This is a genomic window from Lysobacter sp. Soil_N_23, from assembly GCF_057656135.1.
In genome coordinates this window covers 183802-206046 of the sequence record NZ_JBDGKY010000004.1, presented here as the reverse complement: position 1 = coordinate 206046, position 22245 = coordinate 183802, and the positions used below count along the sequence as shown (strand labels likewise).

13 protein-coding genes and 2 pseudogenes are annotated in these 22245 nt (G+C 67.6%); 5 read left to right on the top strand and 10 right to left on the bottom strand.

The window, feature by feature from the left end:
• Window positions 1-502 precede the first annotated feature (502 nt).
• The 3 genes from AC3A3X_RS05235 (at window position 503) to pilH (ending at window position 2324) form a co-directional block, all read left to right on the top strand.
• A complete protein-coding gene (locus AC3A3X_RS05235; protein WP_487581975.1) occupies window positions 503-793 on the top strand; it encodes a GIY-YIG nuclease family protein in 291 nt (96 codons plus the stop codon).
• 48 nt (window positions 794-841) lie between these two features.
• Entirely contained in the window at window positions 842-1837 is a 996-nt protein-coding gene (locus AC3A3X_RS05230) for an oxidoreductase (protein ID WP_487581974.1), read from the top strand.
• 121 nt (window positions 1838-1958) lie between these two features.
• Window positions 1959-2324 (top strand): twitching motility response regulator PilH, encoded by a 366-nt coding sequence (gene pilH / locus AC3A3X_RS05225; RefSeq protein WP_200605021.1) that lies wholly within the window; start codon window positions 1959-1961, stop codon window positions 2322-2324.
• Between the two features lie 56 nt (window positions 2325-2380).
• Here pilH and AC3A3X_RS05220 read toward each other — a convergent pair whose 3' ends face one another.
• On the bottom strand, window positions 2381-3286 hold the full coding sequence (locus AC3A3X_RS05220) for a DnaJ C-terminal domain-containing protein (RefSeq protein WP_487581973.1): 906 nt from the start codon (window positions 3284-3286) through the stop codon (window positions 2381-2383).
• A 150-nt stretch (window positions 3287-3436) separates the two neighbouring features.
• On the opposite strand from AC3A3X_RS05220, the gene AC3A3X_RS05215 reads away from it, so the two are divergent.
• Window positions 3437-3925, top strand: coding sequence for a redoxin family protein (locus AC3A3X_RS05215; RefSeq protein ID WP_487581972.1), 489 nt, complete (start codon window positions 3437-3439; stop codon window positions 3923-3925).
• Between the two features lie 16 nt (window positions 3926-3941).
• Here the strand turns inward: AC3A3X_RS05215 and pbpC are convergent, their stop codons facing one another.
• Together pbpC and AC3A3X_RS05205 are read right to left on the bottom strand one after the other, a co-directional pair.
• Window positions 3942-6272 (bottom strand): penicillin-binding protein 1C, encoded by a 2331-nt coding sequence (pbpC, locus tag AC3A3X_RS05210; protein WP_487581971.1) that lies wholly within the window; start codon window positions 6270-6272, stop codon window positions 3942-3944.
• Window positions 6273-6511: 239 nt separating this feature from the next.
• On the bottom strand, window positions 6512-11509 hold the full coding sequence (locus AC3A3X_RS05205; protein WP_487581970.1) for an alpha-2-macroglobulin family protein: 4998 nt from the start codon (window positions 11507-11509) through the stop codon (window positions 6512-6514).
• A gap of 173 nt (window positions 11510-11682) precedes the next feature.
• Between AC3A3X_RS05205 and AC3A3X_RS05200 the strand changes: the two genes are divergently transcribed.
• Window positions 11683-12654 carry a glycosyltransferase family 9 protein gene (locus AC3A3X_RS05200; RefSeq protein ID WP_487581969.1) on the top strand — a complete coding sequence of 324 codons (972 nt, stop codon included), beginning with the start codon at window positions 11683-11685 and terminating at the stop codon, window positions 12652-12654.
• A gap of 64 nt (window positions 12655-12718) precedes the next feature.
• Here the strand turns inward: AC3A3X_RS05200 and gyrA are convergent, their stop codons facing one another.
• From gyrA to ligA, 7 genes and pseudogenes are all read right to left on the bottom strand, one after another.
• A complete protein-coding gene (gene gyrA, locus AC3A3X_RS05195) occupies window positions 12719-15364 on the bottom strand; it encodes a DNA gyrase subunit A (RefSeq protein ID WP_487581968.1) in 2646 nt (881 codons plus the stop codon).
• A gap of 659 nt (window positions 15365-16023) precedes the next feature.
• Window positions 16024-17079 (bottom strand): S-methyl-5-thioribose-1-phosphate isomerase, encoded by a 1056-nt coding sequence (mtnA, locus tag AC3A3X_RS05190; protein ID WP_487581967.1) that lies wholly within the window; start codon window positions 17077-17079, stop codon window positions 16024-16026.
• Between the two features lie 112 nt (window positions 17080-17191).
• Complete coding sequence (locus AC3A3X_RS05185) at window positions 17192-17920, bottom strand: DUF3011 domain-containing protein (protein WP_487581966.1); 729 nt, start codon at window positions 17918-17920, stop codon at window positions 17192-17194.
• A gap of 148 nt (window positions 17921-18068) precedes the next feature.
• Window positions 18069-18803 (bottom strand): DUF3011 domain-containing protein, encoded by a 735-nt coding sequence (locus AC3A3X_RS05180; RefSeq protein WP_487581965.1) that lies wholly within the window; start codon window positions 18801-18803, stop codon window positions 18069-18071.
• 91 nt (window positions 18804-18894) lie between these two features.
• A complete protein-coding gene (gene epmA / locus AC3A3X_RS05175) occupies window positions 18895-19869 on the bottom strand; it encodes an EF-P lysine aminoacylase EpmA (protein WP_487581964.1) in 975 nt (324 codons plus the stop codon).
• Window positions 19866-20129, bottom strand: a pseudogene (locus AC3A3X_RS05170) (BRCT domain-containing protein); the annotation flags it as partial. The gene epmA and the pseudogene AC3A3X_RS05170, both read right to left, overlap by 4 nt.
• Before the next feature lie 176 nt (window positions 20130-20305).
• A pseudogene (gene ligA, locus AC3A3X_RS05165) lies at window positions 20306-22214 on the bottom strand (NAD-dependent DNA ligase LigA); the annotation flags it as partial.
• Window positions 22215-22245 lie beyond the last annotated feature (31 nt).

Genomic DNA, 22245 nt, shown 5'->3' with positions numbered 1-22245 from the left:
CGGCAAGCGGGACGACATCGCAAACTGACAGGTTCCGGGCCTGGATCCCGGCGTTCGCCGGGATGACGTTCGCTTCCCATGGGTCGTTGTGCTTGCCGCGAGCGACCTGTGGCACAGCCGGTCTCGCGGTCAGTACCCACACACACCACCCTCACCGTCATCCCGGCGCACGCCGGGATCCAGTGCCGGAGCGGCAAGCGGGACGACATCACCAACTGACAGGTTGCGGGCCTGGATCCCGGCGTTCGCCGGGATGACGTTCGCTTCCCATGGGCCGTTGTGCTTGCGCGAGCGATCTGTGGCACAGCCGGTCTCGCGGTCAGTACCCACACACCCCACCGTCACCGTCATCCCGTCGCACGCCGGGATCCAGTGCCGGAGCGGCAAGCGGGACGAGATCACGAACTGACAGGTTGCGGGCCTGGATCCCGGCGTTCGCCGGGATGACGGATCATTTGTTGCCGTCGTAGCATCGGCACCCGGACTCACGGAGGAGTCGCAGGTGAAGCAGCCATGTGTCTACATTCTGGCCAGCGCACGAAACGGCACGCTCTACATCGGCGTCACGTCGAATCTGGTCAAGCGCCTCTTTGAACATCGCACCGACGCGGTCGACGGGTTCACCAGGCGGTACAACGTCCACACCCTCGTCTGGTACGAACTCCACGAATCCATGGAATCGGCGATCTCCCGCGAGAAGGCGCTGAAGGAATGGCGCCGCGCTTGGAAACTCGAGCTGATCGAGCAATCGAACCCGGGATGGCGCGACCTTTTCGCGGATATCATGGATTGAAGTACCCCACTGGATCCCGGCGTTCGCCGGGATGACGGAATCAAGACGATGACGATGCCGACTTCCTTCAACGCCTTCCGTATCCACAACGACGAAGCCGGTTACCGCAGCGGCATCGAGCAGGTATCGATCGACGACCTGGCCCCCGGCGAAGTCGTCATCAAGGCCGCCTACTCCTCGGTCAACTTCAAGGACGCCCTCGCCGGAACCGGGCAGGGCAAGATCCTGCGCCGCTTTCCGCTGGTCGGCGGCATCGATGTCGCCGGCCATGTCGTGTCCTCTTCCGATCCCGCGTTCCGCGAAGGCGATGAAGTGCTGGTCACCGGCTGCGGGCTCAGCGAGACCCGCGACGGCGGCTACTCCGAGTACGCGCGACTGGAATCGAAGTGGGTGATCCCGTTGCCCAAGGGCCTGAGCCTGCGCGAGAGCATGATCCTGGGCACGGCCGGCTTCACTGCCGCGCTGGCGCTGTTGCGCATGACCGAGAACCGGCAGACGCCCGAGCTCGGCCCGCTCGCCGTCACCGGTGCCAGTGGCGGCGTCGGTTCGCTGGCGCTGGACATCTTCAGCCGTGCCGGATTCGAAGTGCATGCGGTCAGCGGCAAGGCCGGGCACGCCGATTACCTCAGGGCCATCGGCGCGAGCCAGGTGCTCGGGCGCGATGCCCTCGCCACCACGCGGCCCATGGAAACCGCGCGTTTCGGCGGCGGGCTCGACAACGTCGGCGGACCGATGCTGGCCAGCCTGCTGGCGCAGACCACGCCGTACGGCAACGTCGCCAGTGCCGGACTCGCCGCCTCGGCCGATCTCGACGCAACCGTGATGCCGTTCATCATTCGCGGCGTTTCACTGCTCGGCGTCGCCTCCGCCGGCACCGCCCGTGACATTCGCGAAGCCGTCTGGCAACACTTGGCAAGCGACTGGAAGCCGCGTCACCTCGACCGCATCTGCATGCGCGAAGTGCGCCTGGAACAACTGCCGGAGGTATTCGCCTCGATGCTGGCGGGCGGTTCGCTCGGCCGGACCCTGGTGGCGTTGGCCTGACTGCGGACGCATATCGGCACCTGGTTCCCGGTTCCGGATCCGGGAACCCGTTGCGACTTCACCCCGCTATTGCGGCCCCACCGCCGGCCGCTACAATCGCGTCAGGTTCAGGGGGAAACATATGGCGCGCATTCTGATCGTCGACGACTCGCCGTCGCAGTTGATGGGCATCCGTCGCATCGTCGAGAAGCTTGGCCACGAAGCATTGACGGCCGAGGACGGCGCCGCAGGGGTGGAAGCGGCCAAGCGCGAGCTTCCGGACATGGTGTTGATGGACGTCGTCATGCCCAACCTCAACGGGTTCCAGGCAACGCGTTCGATCTGCCGCGACCCAAGCACGTCGCACATCCCGGTCGTGCTGGTCACCACCAAGGACCAGGACACCGACCGCGTCTGGGGCATGCGCCAGGGCGCCAAGGCCTACATCACCAAGCCCTTCAGCGAGAGCGACCTGGCCGACATCATCGCCCAGATGATTCCGGCCTGACGGCTCCGGTTTGACCGGGCCCCTGGCGACCCCGTGCAGCAGGGTCGCCAGCACGCTCAGGCGCGACGCCAGTCGTCGCCGAACGCCTCACGCATCGTTTCATACGCTTGCCGCTGCGCGTCGTCCTGGGCGCGCGGCGCGAGCACTTCCAGCTCGACCAGCTGGTCGCCCGCTGCGACCTTGCCCGATGCATCGCCCGGCAATCCGCGCCCGCGCAGGCGCAACTTGCGGCCGGCCTCGGAGTTGGCGGGAATCTTCAGCTCCACCGCGCCACCCAGCGTCGGCACGCTGACCGCTGCGCCCAGCGCCGCTTCCCACGGCGCCACCGGCAGCACGTAGATCACGTTGCGGCCGTCGACTTCGAACTGCGGATGGGCGGCGTATTCGATCTCCAGCAACAAATCCCCTTGCGCGCCCTGCCCACCCAGCCTTATCACCTGACCCGGACGGATGCCCTTGGGAATGCGCACATCCAGCGTGCGATCGTTGACCGAGATGCGCACGCTGCCGCCGTCATACACGGTTTCCAGCGACACGGCGAGCTTGGCGCGCGTGTCGCCGCGCGGCTGCGGACCGCGCTGGCCGAAATCGCCGGCACGGCCGCGTCCGAACATGCTCTCGAAGAAGTCGCTGAAACCACCGCCGGCACCGCCGCCTGCAAAGATCTCGTCGAAGTCGACACCGCCGCCATGGCCGCCGCCACCGAACCCGCCAGGCGGTGGCTGCACTTCGTCGCCGGGGCGATAGCCGCGCGCGCGCAGCTGGTCGTATGCCGCACGTTTCTGCGGGTCGCGCAGTGCTTCGTAGGCCTCGTTGATCGCCTTGAACTTTTCCTCGGCACCGGCTTCCTTGCTGACGTCCGGGTGGTACTTGCGGGCGAGCCGGCGATAGGCCGTCTTGATCTCGGCTTCGCCGGCGCTGGGCTCCACGCCCAGGGTCTCGTAATAGTCCTTGAACTGCATGCTCTGGCTCCATCAATGCATTGGCCATGGCTTCGGACCCGGCGTGGCCGGTCCGAGCAGACAATGGCAGCCGCGCAGTCGATTTCAAGTGACTTTGACGCGGCATTCCTGGCGCTGCCAGTATGCTGCCCATTCTCACCGGAGTCCCCCATGACCATCCAGATCGGCGATCACATCCCCGAGGTTACCCTGCAGCGCATTCGCGAAGGCGTCGAGACGCTCGACACCAATGCCCTGTTCGACGGTCGCAACATCGTCCTGTTCGCGGTGCCCGGTGCCTTCACGCCGACGTGCTCGGAAAAGCACCTGCCCGGCTTCGTGCAGCACTTCGACGAGTTCCGCAGCCAGGGCATCGAAGTGGCGTGCATGTCGGTCAACGACCCGTTCGTGATGCAGGCCTGGGGCCAGAGCCAGCACGTCCCGGACGGACTGATGATGCTGGCCGACGGCAACGGCGATTTCTCCCGTGCCCTCGGCCTGGAGCTGGACGCCAGCGCCTACGGCATGGGCCGCCGCGCCCGCCGCTTCTCGCTGTACGCCGAGGACGGCGTGGTGAAGCTGCTCAATGTCGAGGCGCCGGGCGAGTTCCGGGTGTCATCGGCGGAGCACATGCTGGCCCAGCTCAAGCAGGACGTCTGAGCGTTCGCTGCGCACGCTAGCGCAGCACGCTGAACTGTATTCGCGACCACGCACCGCTGTCGGCCAATGCCGTCAGCGTGTGCGCGCCAGGCTCGCCGAAGTCGTGCACGAACGCACCGGCGCCGCTCGACTCGCCGATCAGGCGGCCGTCGAGCAACCAGCGGATGCGCACGTCGCTGCCCAGTGCGCGCAGCGACAGTCGCACCGGATGTTCGCTGCCGGGTGCGCGCGCCAGCGTCGCGCGATCGGCCAGCCCGTCTATTCTCAGCTCTTCGACCGCGTCGCGGCCGTCGGCCACGCAATCGGCTGCCAGTGGCGGCAGCCGAGCCGCCTGGCGGGTTTGTGCGGGCAGCCATGGTGAGGCCAGCACCGGCCAGCGCGCCAGCAGGCGCGGCGCTCGCACATGTGGCGCGGCGCATTCGCCGGACAGGCGAAGGCCACTGTGTGCATCTACCTCGAAGCGCTCGACACCGGTATTCCACAACCGCGCGTCGCGCTCTGCCATCGTCGGCGGCAACGAACCCTCCAGCGCCCATGCCTGCAGGCGGCGCTGGCACAGCTGCGGTGCCTGCGGGTCCGGTGGCAGGCCCAGGGGCCAGCACACTTCCACATCCTCGACTGTGGACGGCGGTGTCCGCGGCGATGCATCGCCGCGTTGGCGCGGCAGCGTGTCGATCACTTCGAACAGCAGCGGCAAGGCCGTCACCGCGCCGTACTGCCCCGGCAATGGCGTCCCGTCTGGTCGACCCACCCAAACACCGACCGTGTAGCGGCGCGTGCTGCCAAGCGCCCAGGCATCGCGGAAGCCGTAGCTGGTGCCCGTCTTCCAGGCGACGCGTGGTCGGCCACTCGCGTCGAACGTATCGGCAGCGCTGCCCGGACGCGGATTGGCCTGGAGAATCTCGCGCACGATCCACGCCGCTCCCGGCGACATCAGGCGCCGGTCCAGATGCGGGGCATCGGTGGTGTAGCGCACCTTGCCAGCGACACCGTCGCGGTTGAGCGCGGCGTAGGCACCGACCAGGTCTTCGAGCTTTGCCCCGGTGCCGCCGAGGATCATCGCCAGGTTTGGCGAGGCACCACGCGGCCACTGCAGGCGGATGCCGGCGTGCGCCAGCCGCGCGGAGAAGCGGGCCGGGCCGATCCGGTCGAGCAGGTCGACGGCGGGCACGTTCAACGACAGGCGCAGGGCCTGGGCGGCGCTGACCGGGCCGTTGAATGCTGCATCGAAGTTGCCCGGCCGGTAACCACCGAAGGACTGCGGCGCGTCGACCAGCAGGCTTTCGGAATGGATCAGGCCGTCATCGAGTGCCAGTCCATACAGGAAGGGCTTGAGCGTCGAGCCCGGCGAACGCCAGGCCTTGACCATGTCGACGTGGCCAAGGCGGCTGGCATCGGCGAACGCAACCGAACCGACGTAGGCACGCGCTTCCAGCGTGGCGTTGTCGACCACCAGCAGGGCCGCGGACGTGCGCGCGGGCAAGTCGGAGAAATAGCGGGCGACGCGCTCTTCCAGCGTGCGTTGCAGATCCGCATCGAGGGTCGATACCAGCCGCGACGCCTGCGGGCGTTCAAAGCGAAGCCGCTGTGCAAGCAGCGGCGCCAGCAGCGGCGGTTGCAGCGATCGCGCCACTACCGGTTCGATGCGCGCATCGGCAACCTGTTCGCGCGACCACACACCCAGGGTCTGCATGCGCGACAGCACCTTGTCGCGGGCGATGCGTGCGCGCTCGGGCTCCCGGTCCGGACGAAGGCGGCTGGGGGCTTGCGGCAGCACCGTCAGCAGCGCCGCCTCGGCGTGCGACAGGCGCGACGCCGGCTTGCCCAGGTAGGCCCAGCTGGCCGCCTCGACGCCTTCGACCGTGCCGCCGAATGGCGCGCGTTGCAGGTACAGGGCGAGGATCTCGCGCTTGGACAGGTGCACTTCCAGCTGTACCGCGCGCAGCAGCTGGCGCAGCTTGGCCCATGGCGTGCGCGTGCCGGTGCGGATGCCCGGATCGAGGATGCGTGCGACCTGCATGGTCAGCGTCGACCCGCCCGAGACCACCCGCCCGCTGCGCAGCCACTGTCCGCCTGCGCGCAGCATCGCCACCGGGTTGATGCCGGGGTGTTCCCAGAACCAGCGGTCTTCGTAGTTCAGCAGGGCCTGCAGGTAGAGCGGCGAAACCTGTTCGAGGGTGACCGGATAGCGCCAGATTCCATGGCGATCGGCAAATGCGCGCAGCGGGGTTCCGTCGGCGGCGACCACGACGGCGCCGTCGTCGTTGCGGTCGGGCAAGGGCAAGGGGAATGCGAGGTCGAGGAGCATGGCAACAACCAATGACGACAGCGCCGTCAGCAACGTCATCAGCGCACGACGATGCCTCGACCGTCCCGGCGCCCGGCCGTCATCCCGGCGTACGCCGGGACCCACCTTGATCCTGCTTTCAGTCTTCACGGGTCACTGCTGCAAAGTCGTTGCTGCAACAACAAAGGCAAATGGATCCCGGCGTACGCCGGGATGACGGTGACGAGGCGGAAGGGTCCTCGGCCTGGATCCCGGCATTCGCCGGGATGACGGTACCGGGGTGTTCGAGTCGATACGCCTCACCCGCCTCCCGGCTGCTTCACCGTCAACGTTGCCGGCACCGACCTGCCGACGCCACGCAGCTGCGGCCGGTACATGTCCTCCACCAGCGGCGGCGGTACGGTGTAGGTACCCGGCGTCACCGCCCGCAACAGGTAGAACACGCGCGCGGTGTTACCGGTATTGAGTTTGAGCGCGGCCACGTAGCGATCGTCGCGGAACTCCTCGTGGCGCACTTCTGCTGCTTCGTCGCGATCGGCGATCTCTGTGCCGTCTATGACCACGCCGGCCCACTGCTTGCCGTCGCCGAGGTTGAAGTTCTCGATCTCCAGGCCGGCCGGCAGCAGGTCGGTCAGCAGCGCATCGGGCATGTCGCGACTGGGGGTGATGGCGACCTGCACGATCAGCGCCTCGCCCTCTTCCAGAACGCCACCCTTCCACTCCGTGCCATCGGTGGCGAAGTACTTGCGCGACACCTTGATCAGCGACTCGTCCGGTTCCGGTGCGCGGCGTGGGACGCCGGCGACTTCGAAACTGGCAAACAACGGTGGCTCGCCCTTGGCATTGAAGGACACGCCGCGCAGCAAGGAGGCGTGATCGAACGCGCGGCCGATGATGCGCGCCGACGGCGCATCGGCCACGACCTCGCCAACCTTCCACTGGCCGGAAACCTGTTTGCCGTTCTCGGCCATCAGTGCCTTGCCCAGCCGCGCCAGCGCCACCTGTTCCTGCGTGCTCAGCCACATCCAGCCGCTGTTGCGGCGTGCGTCGAGCTCGCGGCCCAGATCTACTGCCCTCGCGTCGAACGCCGGCGTGGCCAGATCATGCTCGTGGACGAGCGCGATCATCAGGGCGTCGTCACGCACACGACTGCCGTAGTCGCCGAGGTAGTCCGGCCGGTCAGCCGGGTCGCGCGCGAAGCCTTCCGCGATCGCCTTGCCGCCGCGCGCCTTGTCGCCCTGCAACGCCAAGGCCAGGCCCAGGTGCACCAGCGGCAACCCGGTCAGGCTTTGCTTGCGGTCGTTGTCGTAGAGCGCGCGCAGCGTGCCCAGCGGTGCACGGTTCACCCGCGCCAGGACGTAGCCGGCATGGGCCTGGTAGGCGAACTTCAGGTGCTCGCGCCGGTCGTAGCCGAAGAACGCCTGGCCACCGGACAGCAGATCCTCGTTGAGGACCTTCAACGCCTTCTGCAGCACGGTGTCGGGCACTGCGAACCCGGCCTCGCGCGCGTCCAGCAGGAACTCGACGACGTAAGGCGTGATCAGCGGATTGACGTAGTCGCCACTGCCCCACATCGAGAAGTGGCCGGAGCCGATCTGCATCGCCGCAAGGCGCCCGAACGCGCCTTCCATCCGCGTGCGGCGCACCTTCGCATCCAGTCCGGTGACGCCGAGCATCCGCGCGGTCGCATCGTCCAGCTCGAGCGCGGCAAAGCCCTTGCTGGTGGTCTGCTCGGCGCAGCCGTACGGGTACTCCAGCGCGCCTTTCAGGGCGCTCGCGAACGGGATCGGCGGCAGTGCGCTGACCGACAGTCGCGCGTTGACCGAATCGGGCATCAGGCCCTCGGCCAGATCGGCAGCCAGCGGCACGGGGCCTGCAGCATCGAGGACACGGGTACGGGCGCGGAGCATCGCCGGCCAGGCCGGTCGCACCGGCACTTCGTAGCGGCGGTCGACCTTGTAGCCGTTGCCCTGCACGCGCACGCGTACCTGCGCGGTGCTATAACCCTCCCTGGCCTGCAACGGGAAGGTGTAGGTGGACTTCGCTTCCACACCGAGGCTGGCAGTACGTGCACCGTCTGCCAGCGACAGCGGCCCTTCGCCGTTGACTTCGACCTTGAACTCACCGGCACGGCCGGTGAAATTCTGGACATCCAGGGTGACGTTGCTGCGGTCGCCGGGTGCGAGCACGCGTGGCAGGCTGGCTTCGGCGAGGATCGGCGCACGCACGATCGTCTCGCGATCGCGGCTACCGTAGCGGTTGCCCGAGTACACCAGTGCCGACACGCGCAGCGTGCCGTTGAAGTCGGGAACGGCCAGGTTGATGCGCGCATTGCCGCGCGCATCGAGCTTGACCGGGCCGGCGAACAGATCGACTGTCTGCACGCGAGCCGTCGGGCGGCGTGCCTGCGGCAACGCCGCCAATGCCATGTCGCCGCCGAAGCGCAGCTTGGCGATCCCGCCTTCGAAGCTTTCGATCACGCGACCATAGATGTCATAGGCATCGACACCGAGCCGGCGCTGGGCGAAGAAATGCGCGGCAGCATCGGGCACCGGGAAGCGGGTGATGTTGAGGATGCCGACGTCCACCGCCGACACCGTCACGAACGCATCCTCGCCCGCCAGCTGCGGCACGCCCACCGTCACCGGCAGATCGCGCTCGGGCTGCATCAGCGCCGGCGCGGACAGGCCGACGGCGACCTTGCGATCGCGCCGGTCCATCGACACGTGGGCGACGCCGACCGCGCGCGCGGGCGTGATCCTGCTCGGCGCGCTGCCGCCACGGAACACCAGTGCGGTGACATACACGTCGTGCCGTTCCCAGTCCTTCGTCACCGGGATCTCGAACGTGCTGCCGGCCTTCACGTCGACGCCCTGCACGTAGAGCATGCGGTCGCTCTCGACCATCAGCAGGCCCTTGCCCTCGTGCGGTGGCGTCAACGTCACCTTGAGCGTGTCGCCGGCGCGGTAGGCAGTCTTGTCGAGGGCAAGCTTGACCTTGTCGGGGCGCGCGTCGAGGCCGCGGTTGTCGTCGTCCCAGCTCCAGCCGGCGGTGAACGGGTAGCGCGTGGTCAGCTTCGTCGCCGGATCGAACACGTCGACACGGTAATCGCCCCACTCGACCGGGAAGTCGATCCGCTGCGCCGCATCGCCGACGTCGAGCGTGCGTGTCTGGATGTCCTCGTAGCGGCGGGTGAAGTCGTAGTCCCAGCCGCCATCGTCCTGGTAGTTCCAGTGGTAGTCGCGATGCTCGCGGACCAGCGTGACGCGCAGGCCCTTGCCGGCACGCGGCTTGCCGTCGCTGCCGACGCGGGCCAGCTCGAAGCCGGCGTTGGCATTGGCATCGCTGCCTTCCTTGTCGTCGAACAGCGGGCGCACGCCAACAATGGCGTCGGCCGGCCACAGCACGCGCTTGACGCTGCGGTTGACGCTGCGACCACCGCTCTCGAACACGCTGCCGGTCACTATCGCGGCGATCGTGCTGACCGGTTTGGCCTCGGCCGGCAAGGCGATATCCTGCCGCAGCCGGCCGTTGGCGTCGAGCTTCGCATCGATGGCGTCCTTGGCTTCCTTCGGCAGCGACAGTGTCGGGTCGCCGAAGAAGTAGCCCGGCATCTGCTCGAGCGGGTGCTGTTCGACCGCCACCGCCAGCTTGGCGGTGAAGCGGTTGCCTGCCGCGGGCGCGCCATAGAGATAGGCGCCCTCCACCGCCAGGTGCACCGGTTCGCCCGGCTTGAGCACGGGCTGTGCCTGCAGATCGAGTTTGAGCCGTTCGGGCAGGAATTCCTCGACCCGCAGCGTCATGCCCTGCACCGCCTCCTTGCTGCCGGGATCGGTTCGGAACTCGATGCGCCAACGCCCGGTCGCGGCATCCACCGGGATCACCTGCGCGTGCCGCACGTAACCCTGCGGGTCCGGTTGCAGGCGGGTTTCCAGGAAGGTCTTGCCGTCAGGCTGGACGTAGCGCAGGAACAGCGGCTGCAGCGGCTTGCCCTTGGTGGCGACCGGCTGCCCGTCCTGGTCGCGCAGCAGCGCTGACACCCGCACGGTCTCGCCAGGACGGTACAGGTCGCGTCCCGACCAGGCGAACACGTCGAACCAGGCCTGCTCGCGACCGCTGACGGCGAACTCCGACAGGTCCAGTGCCGGCTGGTTGAACGGCAGCATCGACACGTCCTTGCCGTGCGATGCCACCAGCACATGCGCGGCGTCGAGCGTGTAGCCGAGCATCACGTTGCCGTTACCGTCGGTCTCGCCCTTCATCACCGTCTCGCCCTTGTCGTCGAGCACCTTCAGCTCGACGCCGCCGACCGCCGATCCCTTTTGCAGCGAGGCGGCGTGGGCGAACAGCTTGTCCTTGTAGGCGCGTGCGTGCAGGCCCAGGTCGCTGACGGTGAAGAACGCGGTCTCGTAGCGGTCCTGGAACTCGCCCGCGCGCTTCATCACGGCGAAGTACAGGCCGGGCTGCTGCAACTCCCTGATGTCCTGCAAAGGCAGGTAGGTCAGCACGCGTTCGTTGGTCTTCCCGCCGAGCACGAAGCGATTCACGTAGACCGGTTCGGCGAGACGTTCCAGCGGCGCCTTGTCGCTGTAATCGCTGCCCAGCTCCCAACTGCCGCGACGGCCGCCGCGCTGGTACTGGGCGAAGAACCGCGGCAGCTCCTTGTCGCGCACGCGCAGGAACTCGACATCGACCTCGGCGACATTCACCGACACCACCGGCAGGCCACGGCTTTCGCGCGCCGGCAGCACGCTCCCCTGCGAGGCGAATCCGACCACCGGGTCCAGTGGCCCGGTGTGCACCTGCTTGCGCAACTGCTGGCCGAGGCGATCGCCGGCGGCCGCGGTCAGTCCCCCCTTGATCGCGACGACATAGTCGCGACTGGCGTCGACGTGCGGGAAACGCAGCACCTTGGCGTCGTCCGACAACACCCAGCTGCCCTTGATCACCGCGCCCTTGGCATCGGTGACGGAAATCAGTTCGTCGAAGTCCTGGCTGCCCACCAGCGGCCGGCTGAACTCCAGGGCGATCGCCATCTGCTCGTCGGCTTTCTGATCGGGATAAGCCGCGACCAGCGCGAACCCCTGCACCGCTTCGCGATTGCCCTGCACCGCCTTGCCGCTGACCGCAGGCAGCTGTCCATCGGCATCGCGCTTGCAGCCCCCGCACAGCAGTGTCGCCGCCACGATGACGGCGATCAGGCTTCGCACCAGCCTGCTTCGCGCCTGTCGGCTCGACGGCGACGGTACGCGCAGAGGGATACGGACGGCTCCTTCCGTGACGGATACGCGCTTCATGCGGCCTCCCCTGATTTTCGCGAAGTATAGGAGGATCCCGACGGCAGTCGCTAACGCCAATTTCTCGCCGTTGCCTGCCGTTGCCCTGCAGCGGTCGCCACACGAAAACGCGATCGTCTATGCCATCATCCGCGCGTCGGGCCGATGGCCCGCCTGCCTTTCCCCGGACCACGATGTTGCGCGAACACATGCCCTCCCTGGCCAGCGAACCAGTCGCCGGCATGCCCGTGCCGGGTGCGAGGCCACGCCCTTCCATCCTGGTGATCCGCCAGGGCGCGTTCGGCGACCTGGTCCAGGCCGACGGCGCCCTGCGCGACATCCGCGCGCACCACCCTGACGCTCACATCACCCTGTTGGTCGCGCCGCAGTTCCGCCGGCTGATGGCTCGGTGCCCGCACGTGGACGCGCTGATCGTCGACCCGCGCGCGCCATGGCTTCGAATCGACCACAACCTGGAGCTGATCCGCGAGTTGCGCGGACGCCGCTTCGACCGCGTCTACGACCTCCAGGGCAGCCAGCGCACACGTCTTTACCGGCGCTTGCTGGCCCCCGGACTGGCGTGGCACGGCAGGGACAACCCAGGTTCCAGCACAGTGCCGGACCGGATCGCGTATGCCCGCCTGCTGGCAAAGGCCGGCGTGCCCGGGACGCATACGGGTGCACCGGACGTGGGCTGGATGGCCGACGACGTGTCTGCCCTGCTCGCTGAGTCCGGCGTCGAAGCAGGCTACGTCGCGCTGATTCCGGGGAGTTCGGCCCGTCACCCACAAAAGCGCTGGCCCCACTTCGCGGAACTGGCCCGGCGCCTCGTCGCGGATGGGCGCCAGGTCGTGGTCGCGCCCGGTCCGGACGAACTGGAGCTGGTCCGCACGCTGCCTTGCCGGGTGCTGCTGGGGCCGTCGGGATTCCTGGACTGGTTCGCCCTCGCCGGCGTGCTGGCCAACGCCGCGTTCGTCGTCGGCAACGACACCGGCCCCACCCATCTCGCCGCCTGCCTGGGGACGCCGGGCCTGGCGCTGTTCGGCACGCACACCAGCGTGCAGCGAACCGGAATCCGCGTGCGCTCGTTCGACGCGATCGAAGTGGCGGACCTGCAGCGCCTGTCGGTGGATGCAGTGATCGAGCGCGTACCGCCGCGCCCATAGCCGGGATGTCGGGGCCGGAAACGAAAACGCCGCCTTTCGGCGGCATTTTCGCTACTGCGTTCGATCAATCCGCAACCGGGGTCGTCTCGACGGCGCCGTCGGCAGCACCCGGGTTGATCACCGCTTCACCGGCTTCCTCGTCCTCGTCCAGCGAGGCATCCACGCGCTCGATGGTCTGCAGGCTCTCATCGGAAGCCAGGCGCATCAGGGTCACGCCCTGGGTGTTGCGGCCGACCTGCGAGATCTCCGCCGCGCGCGTACGCACCAGCGTGCCGCCGTCGGAGATCAACAGCACGTCGTGGTGATCGGACAGCTGCACCGCACCGACCAGCATGCCGTTGCGCTCGGTGGTCTTGAGCGCGATCACGCCCTGCGTGCCGCGACCCTTGCGCGGGTATTCCTCCAGCGGGGTGCGCTTGCCGTAGCCGCGCTCGCTGGCGGTGAGGATGTCGCCGTCGCCTTCGACCACGATCAGGCTGACCACGTGGGCGCCACCGGTGTTCTCCGCGCCGTCCTCGCCTTCCTCGCCTTCGGCCAGGCGGATGCCGCGCACGCCGGTGGCGGTGCGGCCCATCGAGCGCACCGCGTCCTCGGCAAAGCGCACGGCCTTGCCGTTGCTGGCGAACAGCATGATGTCGCGGGTGCCGTCGGTCAGCGAGACATCGACCAGGGCATCGCCGTCGTCAAGGTTGATCGCGATCTTGCCGCGCTGCAGGCGGAAGGCGAACTCGGTCAGCGGGGTCTTCTTGACGGTGCCGTTGCGGGTGGCGAAGAAGACGAACTGGTCTTCGACATACTCGCGCACGGGCAACACCGCCTGCACCTGCTCGCCGGCTTCCAGCGGGATCCAGTTGATGATCGGGCGACCGCGCGCGTTCGGACCGGCATCGGGCAGCTGGTGCACCGGCAGCCAGAACACGCGACCGGCGCTGGTGAAGGTCAGCAGCGTGTCGTGCGTGTTGACCAGCCACAGGTGGTCGATGAAGTCCTCGTCCTTGGTCGCCGCCGCATTGCGGCCCTTGCCGCCGCGCTTCTGCGCGCGGTAGGTGCTGACCGGCTGGCGCTTGGCGTAGCCCGAATGCGACAGGGTCACCACGACGTCTTCCGGCGCGATCAGGTCGAGGATGTCGAGGTCTTCCTCGCTGGCACGGATCTCGCTGCGGCGCGCGTCGCCGAACTCTTCCTTGACGTTGCGCAGCTCGGTGCGGATCACTTCCAGCAGCACGTTCGGATCCTCGAGGATCTCGATCAGGCCGCGGATGGTCTCCAGCAGCAGCTTGTACTCTTCGGTCAGCTTGTCCTGCTCCAGCCCGGTCAGGCGGTGCAGGCGCATCTCGAGGATCTGCTGGGCCTGGGTCTCGGTGAGCTGGTAGAAGCCATCGACCAGGCCGACGCCGGCCGGCAGGTCTTCCGGACGCGAGGCGTCGGAACCGGCCGCCGACAGCAGCGCGCCGACCAGACCGGCTTCCCACTTGCGGGCGAGCATGCGGTCGCGCGCCTCGTTGGGGTTGGCCGAGGTCTTGATCAGCTCGATCATCTCGTCGATGTTGGCCAGCGCAACCGTCAGGCCTTCGAGGATGTGGGCGCGCTGGCGGGCCTTGCGCAGCTCGAAGATGGTGCGGCGGGTCACCACCTCGCGGCGGTGGCGCACGAACACTTCCAGCAGGTCCTTCAGGTTCAGCAGCTTCGGTCGGCCGTCGACAATGGCGACCATGTTGATGCCGAACACCGACTCCATCTGCGTCTGCTGATAGAGGTTGTTTAGCACGACCTCGGCCGACTCGCCGCGCTTGACCTCGATGAAGATGCGCATGCCGTCCTTGTCGGACTCGTCGCGCAGCTCGCTGATGCCTTCGAGCTTCTTTTCCTTGACCAGCTCGGCGATCTTTTCGATCAGCCGCGCCTTGTTGACCTGGTACGGGATCTCGGTGACGACGATCGCTTCTCGGCCGTTGTCGGCCACTTCGACCTCGGCGCGCGCGCGCATGCGCACGCGGCCGCGGCCGGTGCGGTAGGCATTCACGATGCCGGCGGTGCCGTTGATGATGCCTGCGGTCGGGAAGTCCGGGCCGGGGATGTACTGGATCAGGCCGTCGACGTCGATGGTCGGGTCGTCGATCAGGGCGATCGTGGCGTCGATCACTTCCGACAGGTTGTGCGGCGGGATGTTGGTCGCCATGCCGACTGCGATACCGGCCGAACCGTTGACCAGCAGGTTCGGCACACGGGTCGGCATGACCGTGGGCTCGAGTTCCTTTTCGTCGTAGTTGGGCTGGAAGTCGACAGTTTCCTTGTCGATGTCGGCCATCAGCTCGTGGGCGATGCGCGACATGCGCGCTTCGGTGTATCGCATCGCCGCGGCGTTGTCGCCGTCGATCGAACCGAAGTTGCCCTGGCCGTCGACCAGCATGTAGCGCAGCGAGAACGGCTGGGCCATGCGCACCAGGGTGTCGTACACCGCGGTGTCGCCGTGCGGGTGGTACTTACCGATGACGTCGCCGACGATACGCGCCGACTTGTAGTACGGCTTGTTGCTGTGGGCACCGAGCTCGTTCATCGCGTAGAGCACGCGGCGGTGGACTGGCTTGAGTCCGTCGCGCGCGTCCGGGAGCGCGCGCCCGACGATGACGCTCATGGCGTAATCGAGGTAGCTGCGGCGCATCTCGTCTTCGAGATTGACCGGGATGATTTCCTTGGCGAGTTCGGCCATCAGGTTTCCGTTCGTTGGTTGTCCGCAGCGACGACTGCGGTCGGGCATCACGTCTGAAGAGCATCACGTCTGAAAATCCGCCGCGGGAACTGCCCGCCGGGCCTGCGTCGCCGACCCCGCCGGGGGGCCATTGACAGCCCGTCGTCGACGGCTTCAAAAGGACACGAAATCATAGCACGGAACGGGGTCCGTCTGCTGCCTGATTCCCACGCAGAAACAAGCAGTTGCGGGGGTTTTTAAAGTGGATTTATCGGCAGCGTGCAATGGCGTGCGGGCGGGACGTGGGGATATCCTCCACCGTCATCCCGGCGAACGTCGGGATCCATCTTGATCCTGGCTGCCGAACAAGCCTGCTGCCTACGGAACGGCGTCGTCCACCACGCCGGGGATTGCTCCGCCCCTTAGTCGGACATCCTGTCCGAATGCGGGGCGCGGTGGACGACGCTTCAGAGTTTCGTTGCATGGTCTTCGGCGGCCCTCACCCCAACCCCTCTCCCGCAAGCGGGAGAGGGGCTTTTCGCCGTCACTGAAACCCCGTCATCCCCGCGAAGGCGGGGACCCAGCGTCGTTGCTTCCAGGATCGTCATCCCCGCGAAGGCGGGAACCCATGGACGTGGCTTCTGCCCGACGTCTCCCCGCGAACGACTGGATGCCCAGGCTCAGCCGAAGGCGGCCTTCATGGCGGTTGCGTCGGGGCGCTCGATCACTCCACGCTCGGTCACGATCGCATCGATCAACTCGTGCGGGGTGACGTCGAACACCGGGTTCCAGGCGCCCACGTCCTCGGCCGCTGTGCGAACGCCGCCGACGCCGAACAGCTCGCCCGGATCGCGTTCTTCGATATGGATCGCATCGCCCGAAGGCGTGTCCATGTCGACCGTCGAGGACGGCGCCACGACCATGAACTTCAGGCCGTGATGGCGCGCGGCGATCGCCAGCTGGTAGGTGCCGATCTTGTTGGCCGTGTCGCCGTTGGCGCAGATGCGGTCGGCACCGACCACGACCCATTGCACGTCGCCGGTCTTCATCAGGTGCGATGCGGCGGAGTCGGCGATCAGGGTCGGGGCGATGCCGTCCTGCTGCAGCTCCCACACCGTCAGGCGCGCGCCCTGCAACCACGGACGGGTCTCGCCGGCAAAGACCTTGTCGATGCGGCCTTCGGCCACGCCGGCGCGGATCACGCCCAATGCGGTGCCAAAGCCCGCGGTCGCAAGGGAGCCGGTGTTGCAATGGGTCAGGACGCCACTGCCCGGCTCGATCAGGGCCGCGCCCAGCGCGCCCATGCGGCGGTTCGCGGCGAGGTCTTCATCGGCGATCGCGTGCGCTTCGCGCTCGAGCACTTCGCGCCAGTCGGTGCCGGCGGCGGCAAGCGTGCGGCGCATCCGCGCCAGTGCCCAAGCCAGGTTCACCGCCGTCGGCCGTGCGGCATTGAGCTGCTGCATGGCCGGCTCGAGCTTGCCTGCGGCCTCGGCGCCATCGGCGGCGTCGACCTCGCGCGCGGCCAGCACCACGCCCCAGGCAGCGGCAATGCCGATCGCCGGCGCGCCGCGCACGGTCAGGGCATGGATGGCTTCGGCCACGGCAGCGCTGTCGTTGCAGGTCACGTACTCGACCACGAACGGCAGCTTGCGCTGGTCGAGCAGTTCCAGGGCCTGCCCGGTCCAGCGGATCGGGCGGATGCGGTCGTAGCGGTCGAAATCGATGGTGGTGTTCATGCCGTGCAGTTTAGCGAACTGCACGTCCGACCCCAGGACTATCGGCGGCGGGCTTGCCCGGTGCTCGCCCTCCCCTTCACCGCCGGCGAAAGGGAGGGACGCCGCGATTGCCTTACAGGACGCTGAAGTCGCCGCGGCAGCCGTTGCTCACCCAGACGCCATTGCGGTCCCAGCCCCAGCTCTGGCCTTCGATGCAGGGCGCCTTGGACGCTTGCCGGACCAGGCGGGCATCGCGACGGATCGTCACGTTGCAACGGCGCTGGCGGCGATCATCGGAGCCGCAGTACAGCTTCTGCGCCTGTGCGCCGTTCCAGCCGCCGCCGTTGCCACCGCCATTGCCGCCTCCGTGGCCGCCGCCATAACCACTGGCGAACTCGGCGCGACAGCCCTCGTCGACCCAGACGAACCCTCGGCCGGTGCCCCACGAACGGCCCTCGATGCACGGCGACTTCGAGTACTGGCGCAGCAGATAGGCGCTGCGGCCGTCGATCTGGCACTGCACATAGCGGTTGTCGTTGGAATCGCAGCGCACGCTGCGGCCGCCGCCATTGCCGCCACTCCCGCCATTGCCGCCGCCCCACCCGCCACCTTGGCCGGCACGGACCAGCGCGAACTCGGCACGGCAGCCACCATTGACCCACACGCCGTTGCGGTCGTACCCCCAGGTACGCCCCTCGACGCATGCGTTCTTGGAGTACTGCCGCAACAACTGGGCGCCGTTACGGGTATCGGCAGCGCACTGCCGGTAGCGGTTGTCGTTGGAATCGCAGCGGACCGTCGGCGTGTTGCCGCCGTTGTATTGCGCCGCGACCGGCATGGCCACCGTTGAAGCTGCAAGCACAACCAGAATCCCGAGGCCCCTCCACGAGTGCGTGGACGAGTACATGGGCAAGTACGGGGTCATGAAACAGCTCCTCGTTGAGATGGTTCTCACTCTAGCGAGGGCAGCTTAACGAATGCTTCACCCCGTGGCCGCCGCTGGCGGCCATTCAGCCGCCGCTGAGGTCGTCCTTGTGACGGACCTCGAATTCCGCACGGCAGCCGTCCTCGACCCAGATTCCGTTCTTGTCCACGCCCCAGCTGCGACCCTCGATGCAGGCCGCACGTGACAGCTGCCGGAACAGGCGCACCACCCCGCCCTCGGTGACGGCCGGGCAATGTCGCGGCAGCTTGTCGGTCGAATCGCATCGGACGATCTTTCCAGGCGTCGTCTCGGGCGAGACGACCGCCATCATCCGGAATTCGGCGCGACAGCCACCGGAGACCCAGACGCCACGATTGTCGATGCCCCAGTTGTCGCCGCGGATGCACGGGTTCTTCGACAGTTGCCGCACCAGCTCCGCGCCGGCACTGATGTCGGCGTCGCAGTGCTGCCAGCGGTTGCCGCGCGATTCGCATCGAATGGTGCGGCTGCCGTAGGCGCTGCCGACGCTGCCGCCATAGCCCAGGACAAATTCCGCACGACACCCGTCCCGGACCCAGATGCCCGCATCGATCAGGCCCCAGGTGCGGCCTTCGTCGCATGCGGACTTCGACAGCGATCGCAACATCCGCACGCCGCCCCTGATGTCGACCGGACACAGGTGCGCCTGTCCGCCCTTGGATTCGCAGCGCACGACGCGATCGCCATAGAAACGGTCGCCCGTGTCCTGTGCCTTCGTTTCAGGCCCGGCCAGCAGTACCAATAGTGCGAAGAAGCAAGTCGAAGGCGACCAGCCGCGCATCGTGCACCCCTGAGTTCACGCAACCACTCTAAACCGTCCAGATGAAAACCGACATCCGGAACTTCCTTAAATTTTCGTAGTGTGCGAACGGTCAGGCACGGCCGAAGTCGAAGGCGACTACATCCGAAATTCGCGGGCTGCCGAGCATGGCCATCAACAGCCGGTCGATCCCCATCGCCACGCCGGCACAGTGCGGGAACCCCGCGTGCAGGGCCTCCAGCAGGCGCTCGTCACGTGGAGGCAACGCGTCGCCGCGCTGGCGGCGCAGGTCGAGGTCGCGATCGAAGCGCTGCCCCTGTTCGTCCGCGTCGGCCAGCTCGTGGTAGCCATTGGCCAGTTCCAGCGGCCCAAGGTAAAGCTCGAAGCGCTCGGCCACGGCCAGGCCATCGCGCTGGCCCAGTCGCGCCAATGCGCACTGCGAAGCCGGATAGTCGTACACCGCCAGCAACTGCTCCGGTGCGAACGCCGGCTGCAGGCGATGGGTCATCAACAGGTCCAGCCAGTCGTCGCGGGTCAACCCTTCCGGATCGATCACGACATCGCCCAGCGCGGCCTGCAGGTGGTCCAGTGGTTCGCTGTGCGGATCGATGCCCAGCTGCTGGCGATACAGGTCGTGATAGGCGACACGCTTCAACGTGGCGGTGCGACCCAGCAGTGCCAGCGCCGCCAGCACCAGCTGCGCGGTTTCGTCGATCAGGCGCTGGTGGTCCCAACCCAGGCGATACCACTCGAGCATGGTGAACTCGGGGTTGTGGCGTCCGCCGGCTTCGCCGTCGCGGAACACGCGGCCGAGCTCGTAGCAGTCGCCGAACCCCGCCGCCAGCAGGCGCTTGAGCGGGTATTCGGGCGAAGTGCGAAGCCAGCGCGTCCGCGGCGCACCGTCGGTACGACCACTGAATTGAAGCTGGAACGAGGCGATGTTGGGGTCGGTGTTGCCCGCCACCGACATCACCGGCGTTTCCACCTCCGTGACGTCGTGCTCGGCGAAGAATGCGCGGATGCAGGCATTGAGCCGCGCTCGCAGGTGCAGCGTTTCGAAGCTCGCCGACGGACGCCAGTCAGTCATTGTCCGTGCTCTTCCAGAACATGCGCGGCCAGGAATGCCAGCAGCTTTGCTTCGTCCCAGATCTCCACGCCCAGCTCCTGCGCCTTGTCGAGCTTGGAGCCGGCCGCTTCGCCGGCGACGACGAAGGTGGTCTTCTTGGAGACGCTACCGGATACCTTGGCGCCGAGCGACTCGAGTTTCGCCTTGGCCTCATCGCGACTGAGTGCGGTCAGCGTTCCGGTCAGCACGGCCGTCTGGCCATCGAGCGGGCCTTGTGCCACCTCGGCCGCGGCCGGCGTGATCGCATCCAGGCGCGCGAGCGCCTCGCCGCCGGCCACGAGCTGGCCGGCGTGCGCTTCATCCTCGAGCCAGTCCGCCAGCGCCTGCGCGGTATCCGCGGGCAACCCGGCACTGACGTAGTTGTGCTTCGGCGCGTCGAGCAGTGCCTGCACGCTCGGGAAGGCGCTGGCCAACTGCTCGGCGCGCACGCGGGTGACCTTGGGGATCTCCAGATCCACCAGCAGCGTGACGAGGTTGAGTCCGTCACGCAGTTTCGGCGTCGGCGGATGCGCATCGGTGATGGTGACGCCGCGCGCGAGCAGGTCGTCGATGACCTGCTGGTTGCCGGCCTGGTCGAGGAAATGGCCAATCGAACGGGCGACTTCACCGCCGACATCCGGTACGCGCTTGAACAGCGGCCATGGCAGGTGGCGGATCAGTTCCAGGTCGCCGAGCCAGGTCGCCAGCGCCTTGGCGGTACTCTCGCCGACGTGCTGGATGCCTAGCGCGTAGAGGAATCGTTCCAGCGTGGTGTTGCGGCTGTGGTCGATGGCTTCGAGCAGGTTCTCGGCCCAGCGCGTGGCGACCTTGCCGGACTTCACGGTCTCGGGCGTGGTGTCGTCGCGCTCGTCCGCGCGGCGCTTCATTTCCAGCAGGTCGTCGAGCGTGAGCTTGTACAGGTCGGCGACCGACTGCACGTAACCCAGGTCGGACAGGCTCTCGATGAAGCGCTCGCCCAGGCCTTCGATGTCCATCGCCCGGCGCGAGGCGAAGTGGCCGATGGCCTCCTTGCGCTGCGCCGCGCAGGTCAGCTCGCCCGAGCAGCGCCAAACCGCTTCGCCTTCCTCGCGCACCAGCTCCGATCCGCATACCGGGCAATGGCTGGGCATCGTCCATGGCTTGGTCCCGTCGGGGCGACGCTCGACGACCACGCGCACCACTTCCGGAATCACGTCGCCGGCGCGGCGGACGATCACCGTGTCGCCGTTGCGCACGTCCAGGCGCGCGACCTGGTCGGCGTTGTGCAGCGTCGCCCGGGTGACGGTAACGCCGCCAACCTGCACCGGCTGCATCAGCACCCAAGGCGTGACCGCGCCGGTACGGCCAACGTTGACCTCGATCGACTCGACGACAGTCATCTGTTCCTGCGCCGGGAACTTGTGCGCAATCGCCCAGCGCGGCGCGCGGGAGACGAATCCCATCTCGGCCTGGCCTTCGTAGTCGTCGAGCTTGTAGACCACGCCGTCGATGTCGAACGGCAGGCGCTCGCGCTTGTCGCCGATCGTGCGGTAGTAATCGAGCAGTCCCTGCAGGCCTTCGACCACGCCGCTTTCGCCGCTTACAGGGAACCCCCACTCGCGCAGGCGGGCCAGGGTCTGCGAATGGGTCTCGGGCAGTTCGCTGCCTTCGACCAGACCGATGCCGTAGGCGTAGAACGCCAGCGGCCGCTGCGCGGTCATGCGCGGATCGAGCTGGCGCAGCGATCCGGCCGCGCCATTGCGCGGATTGGCCAGGACCTTGCCGCCTTCGGCCAGCGCGCGCTCGTTGTACGCCTTGAAGGCGGCCAGCGGCATGTAGACCTCGCCACGCACTTCCAGCACGCGCGGCCAGTCCCTGCCGCGCAGCTGCAGTGGAATCGCCTTGATCGTGCGCAGGTTGGCGGTGACGTCCTCACCGGTGGCACCGTCGCCACGGGTGGCGCCCTGGACGAAACGGCCGTCCTCGTAGCGCAGGCTGATGGCCAGTCCGTCGAGCTTGGGTTCGACCGAAAACGCCAGCGCATCGCGGCCCAGGCGTTCTTCGATCTTGCGCACGAACACCGCCACTTCCTCGTCGCTGAAGGCGTTGCCCAGCGACAGCATCGGGATGGCATGGCGGACCGGGGCAAAGCTGCCGGTCGGCACGCTGCCGACGCGCTGGGTAGGCGAGTCGGGCGTGATCAGCTCGGGGTGCGCGTCTTCGAGTTCGTCGAGCTCGCGCAGCATGCGGTCGTAGTCGGCGTCCGGAATCGCCGGATCGTCGAGGACGTGATAGCGGTAGTTGGCGTCATCGAGCTGGGCGCGCAGTTCGGCGATGCGGGTGCCGATGCTGGAAGAAGGTTTGACCACGAACTGATCC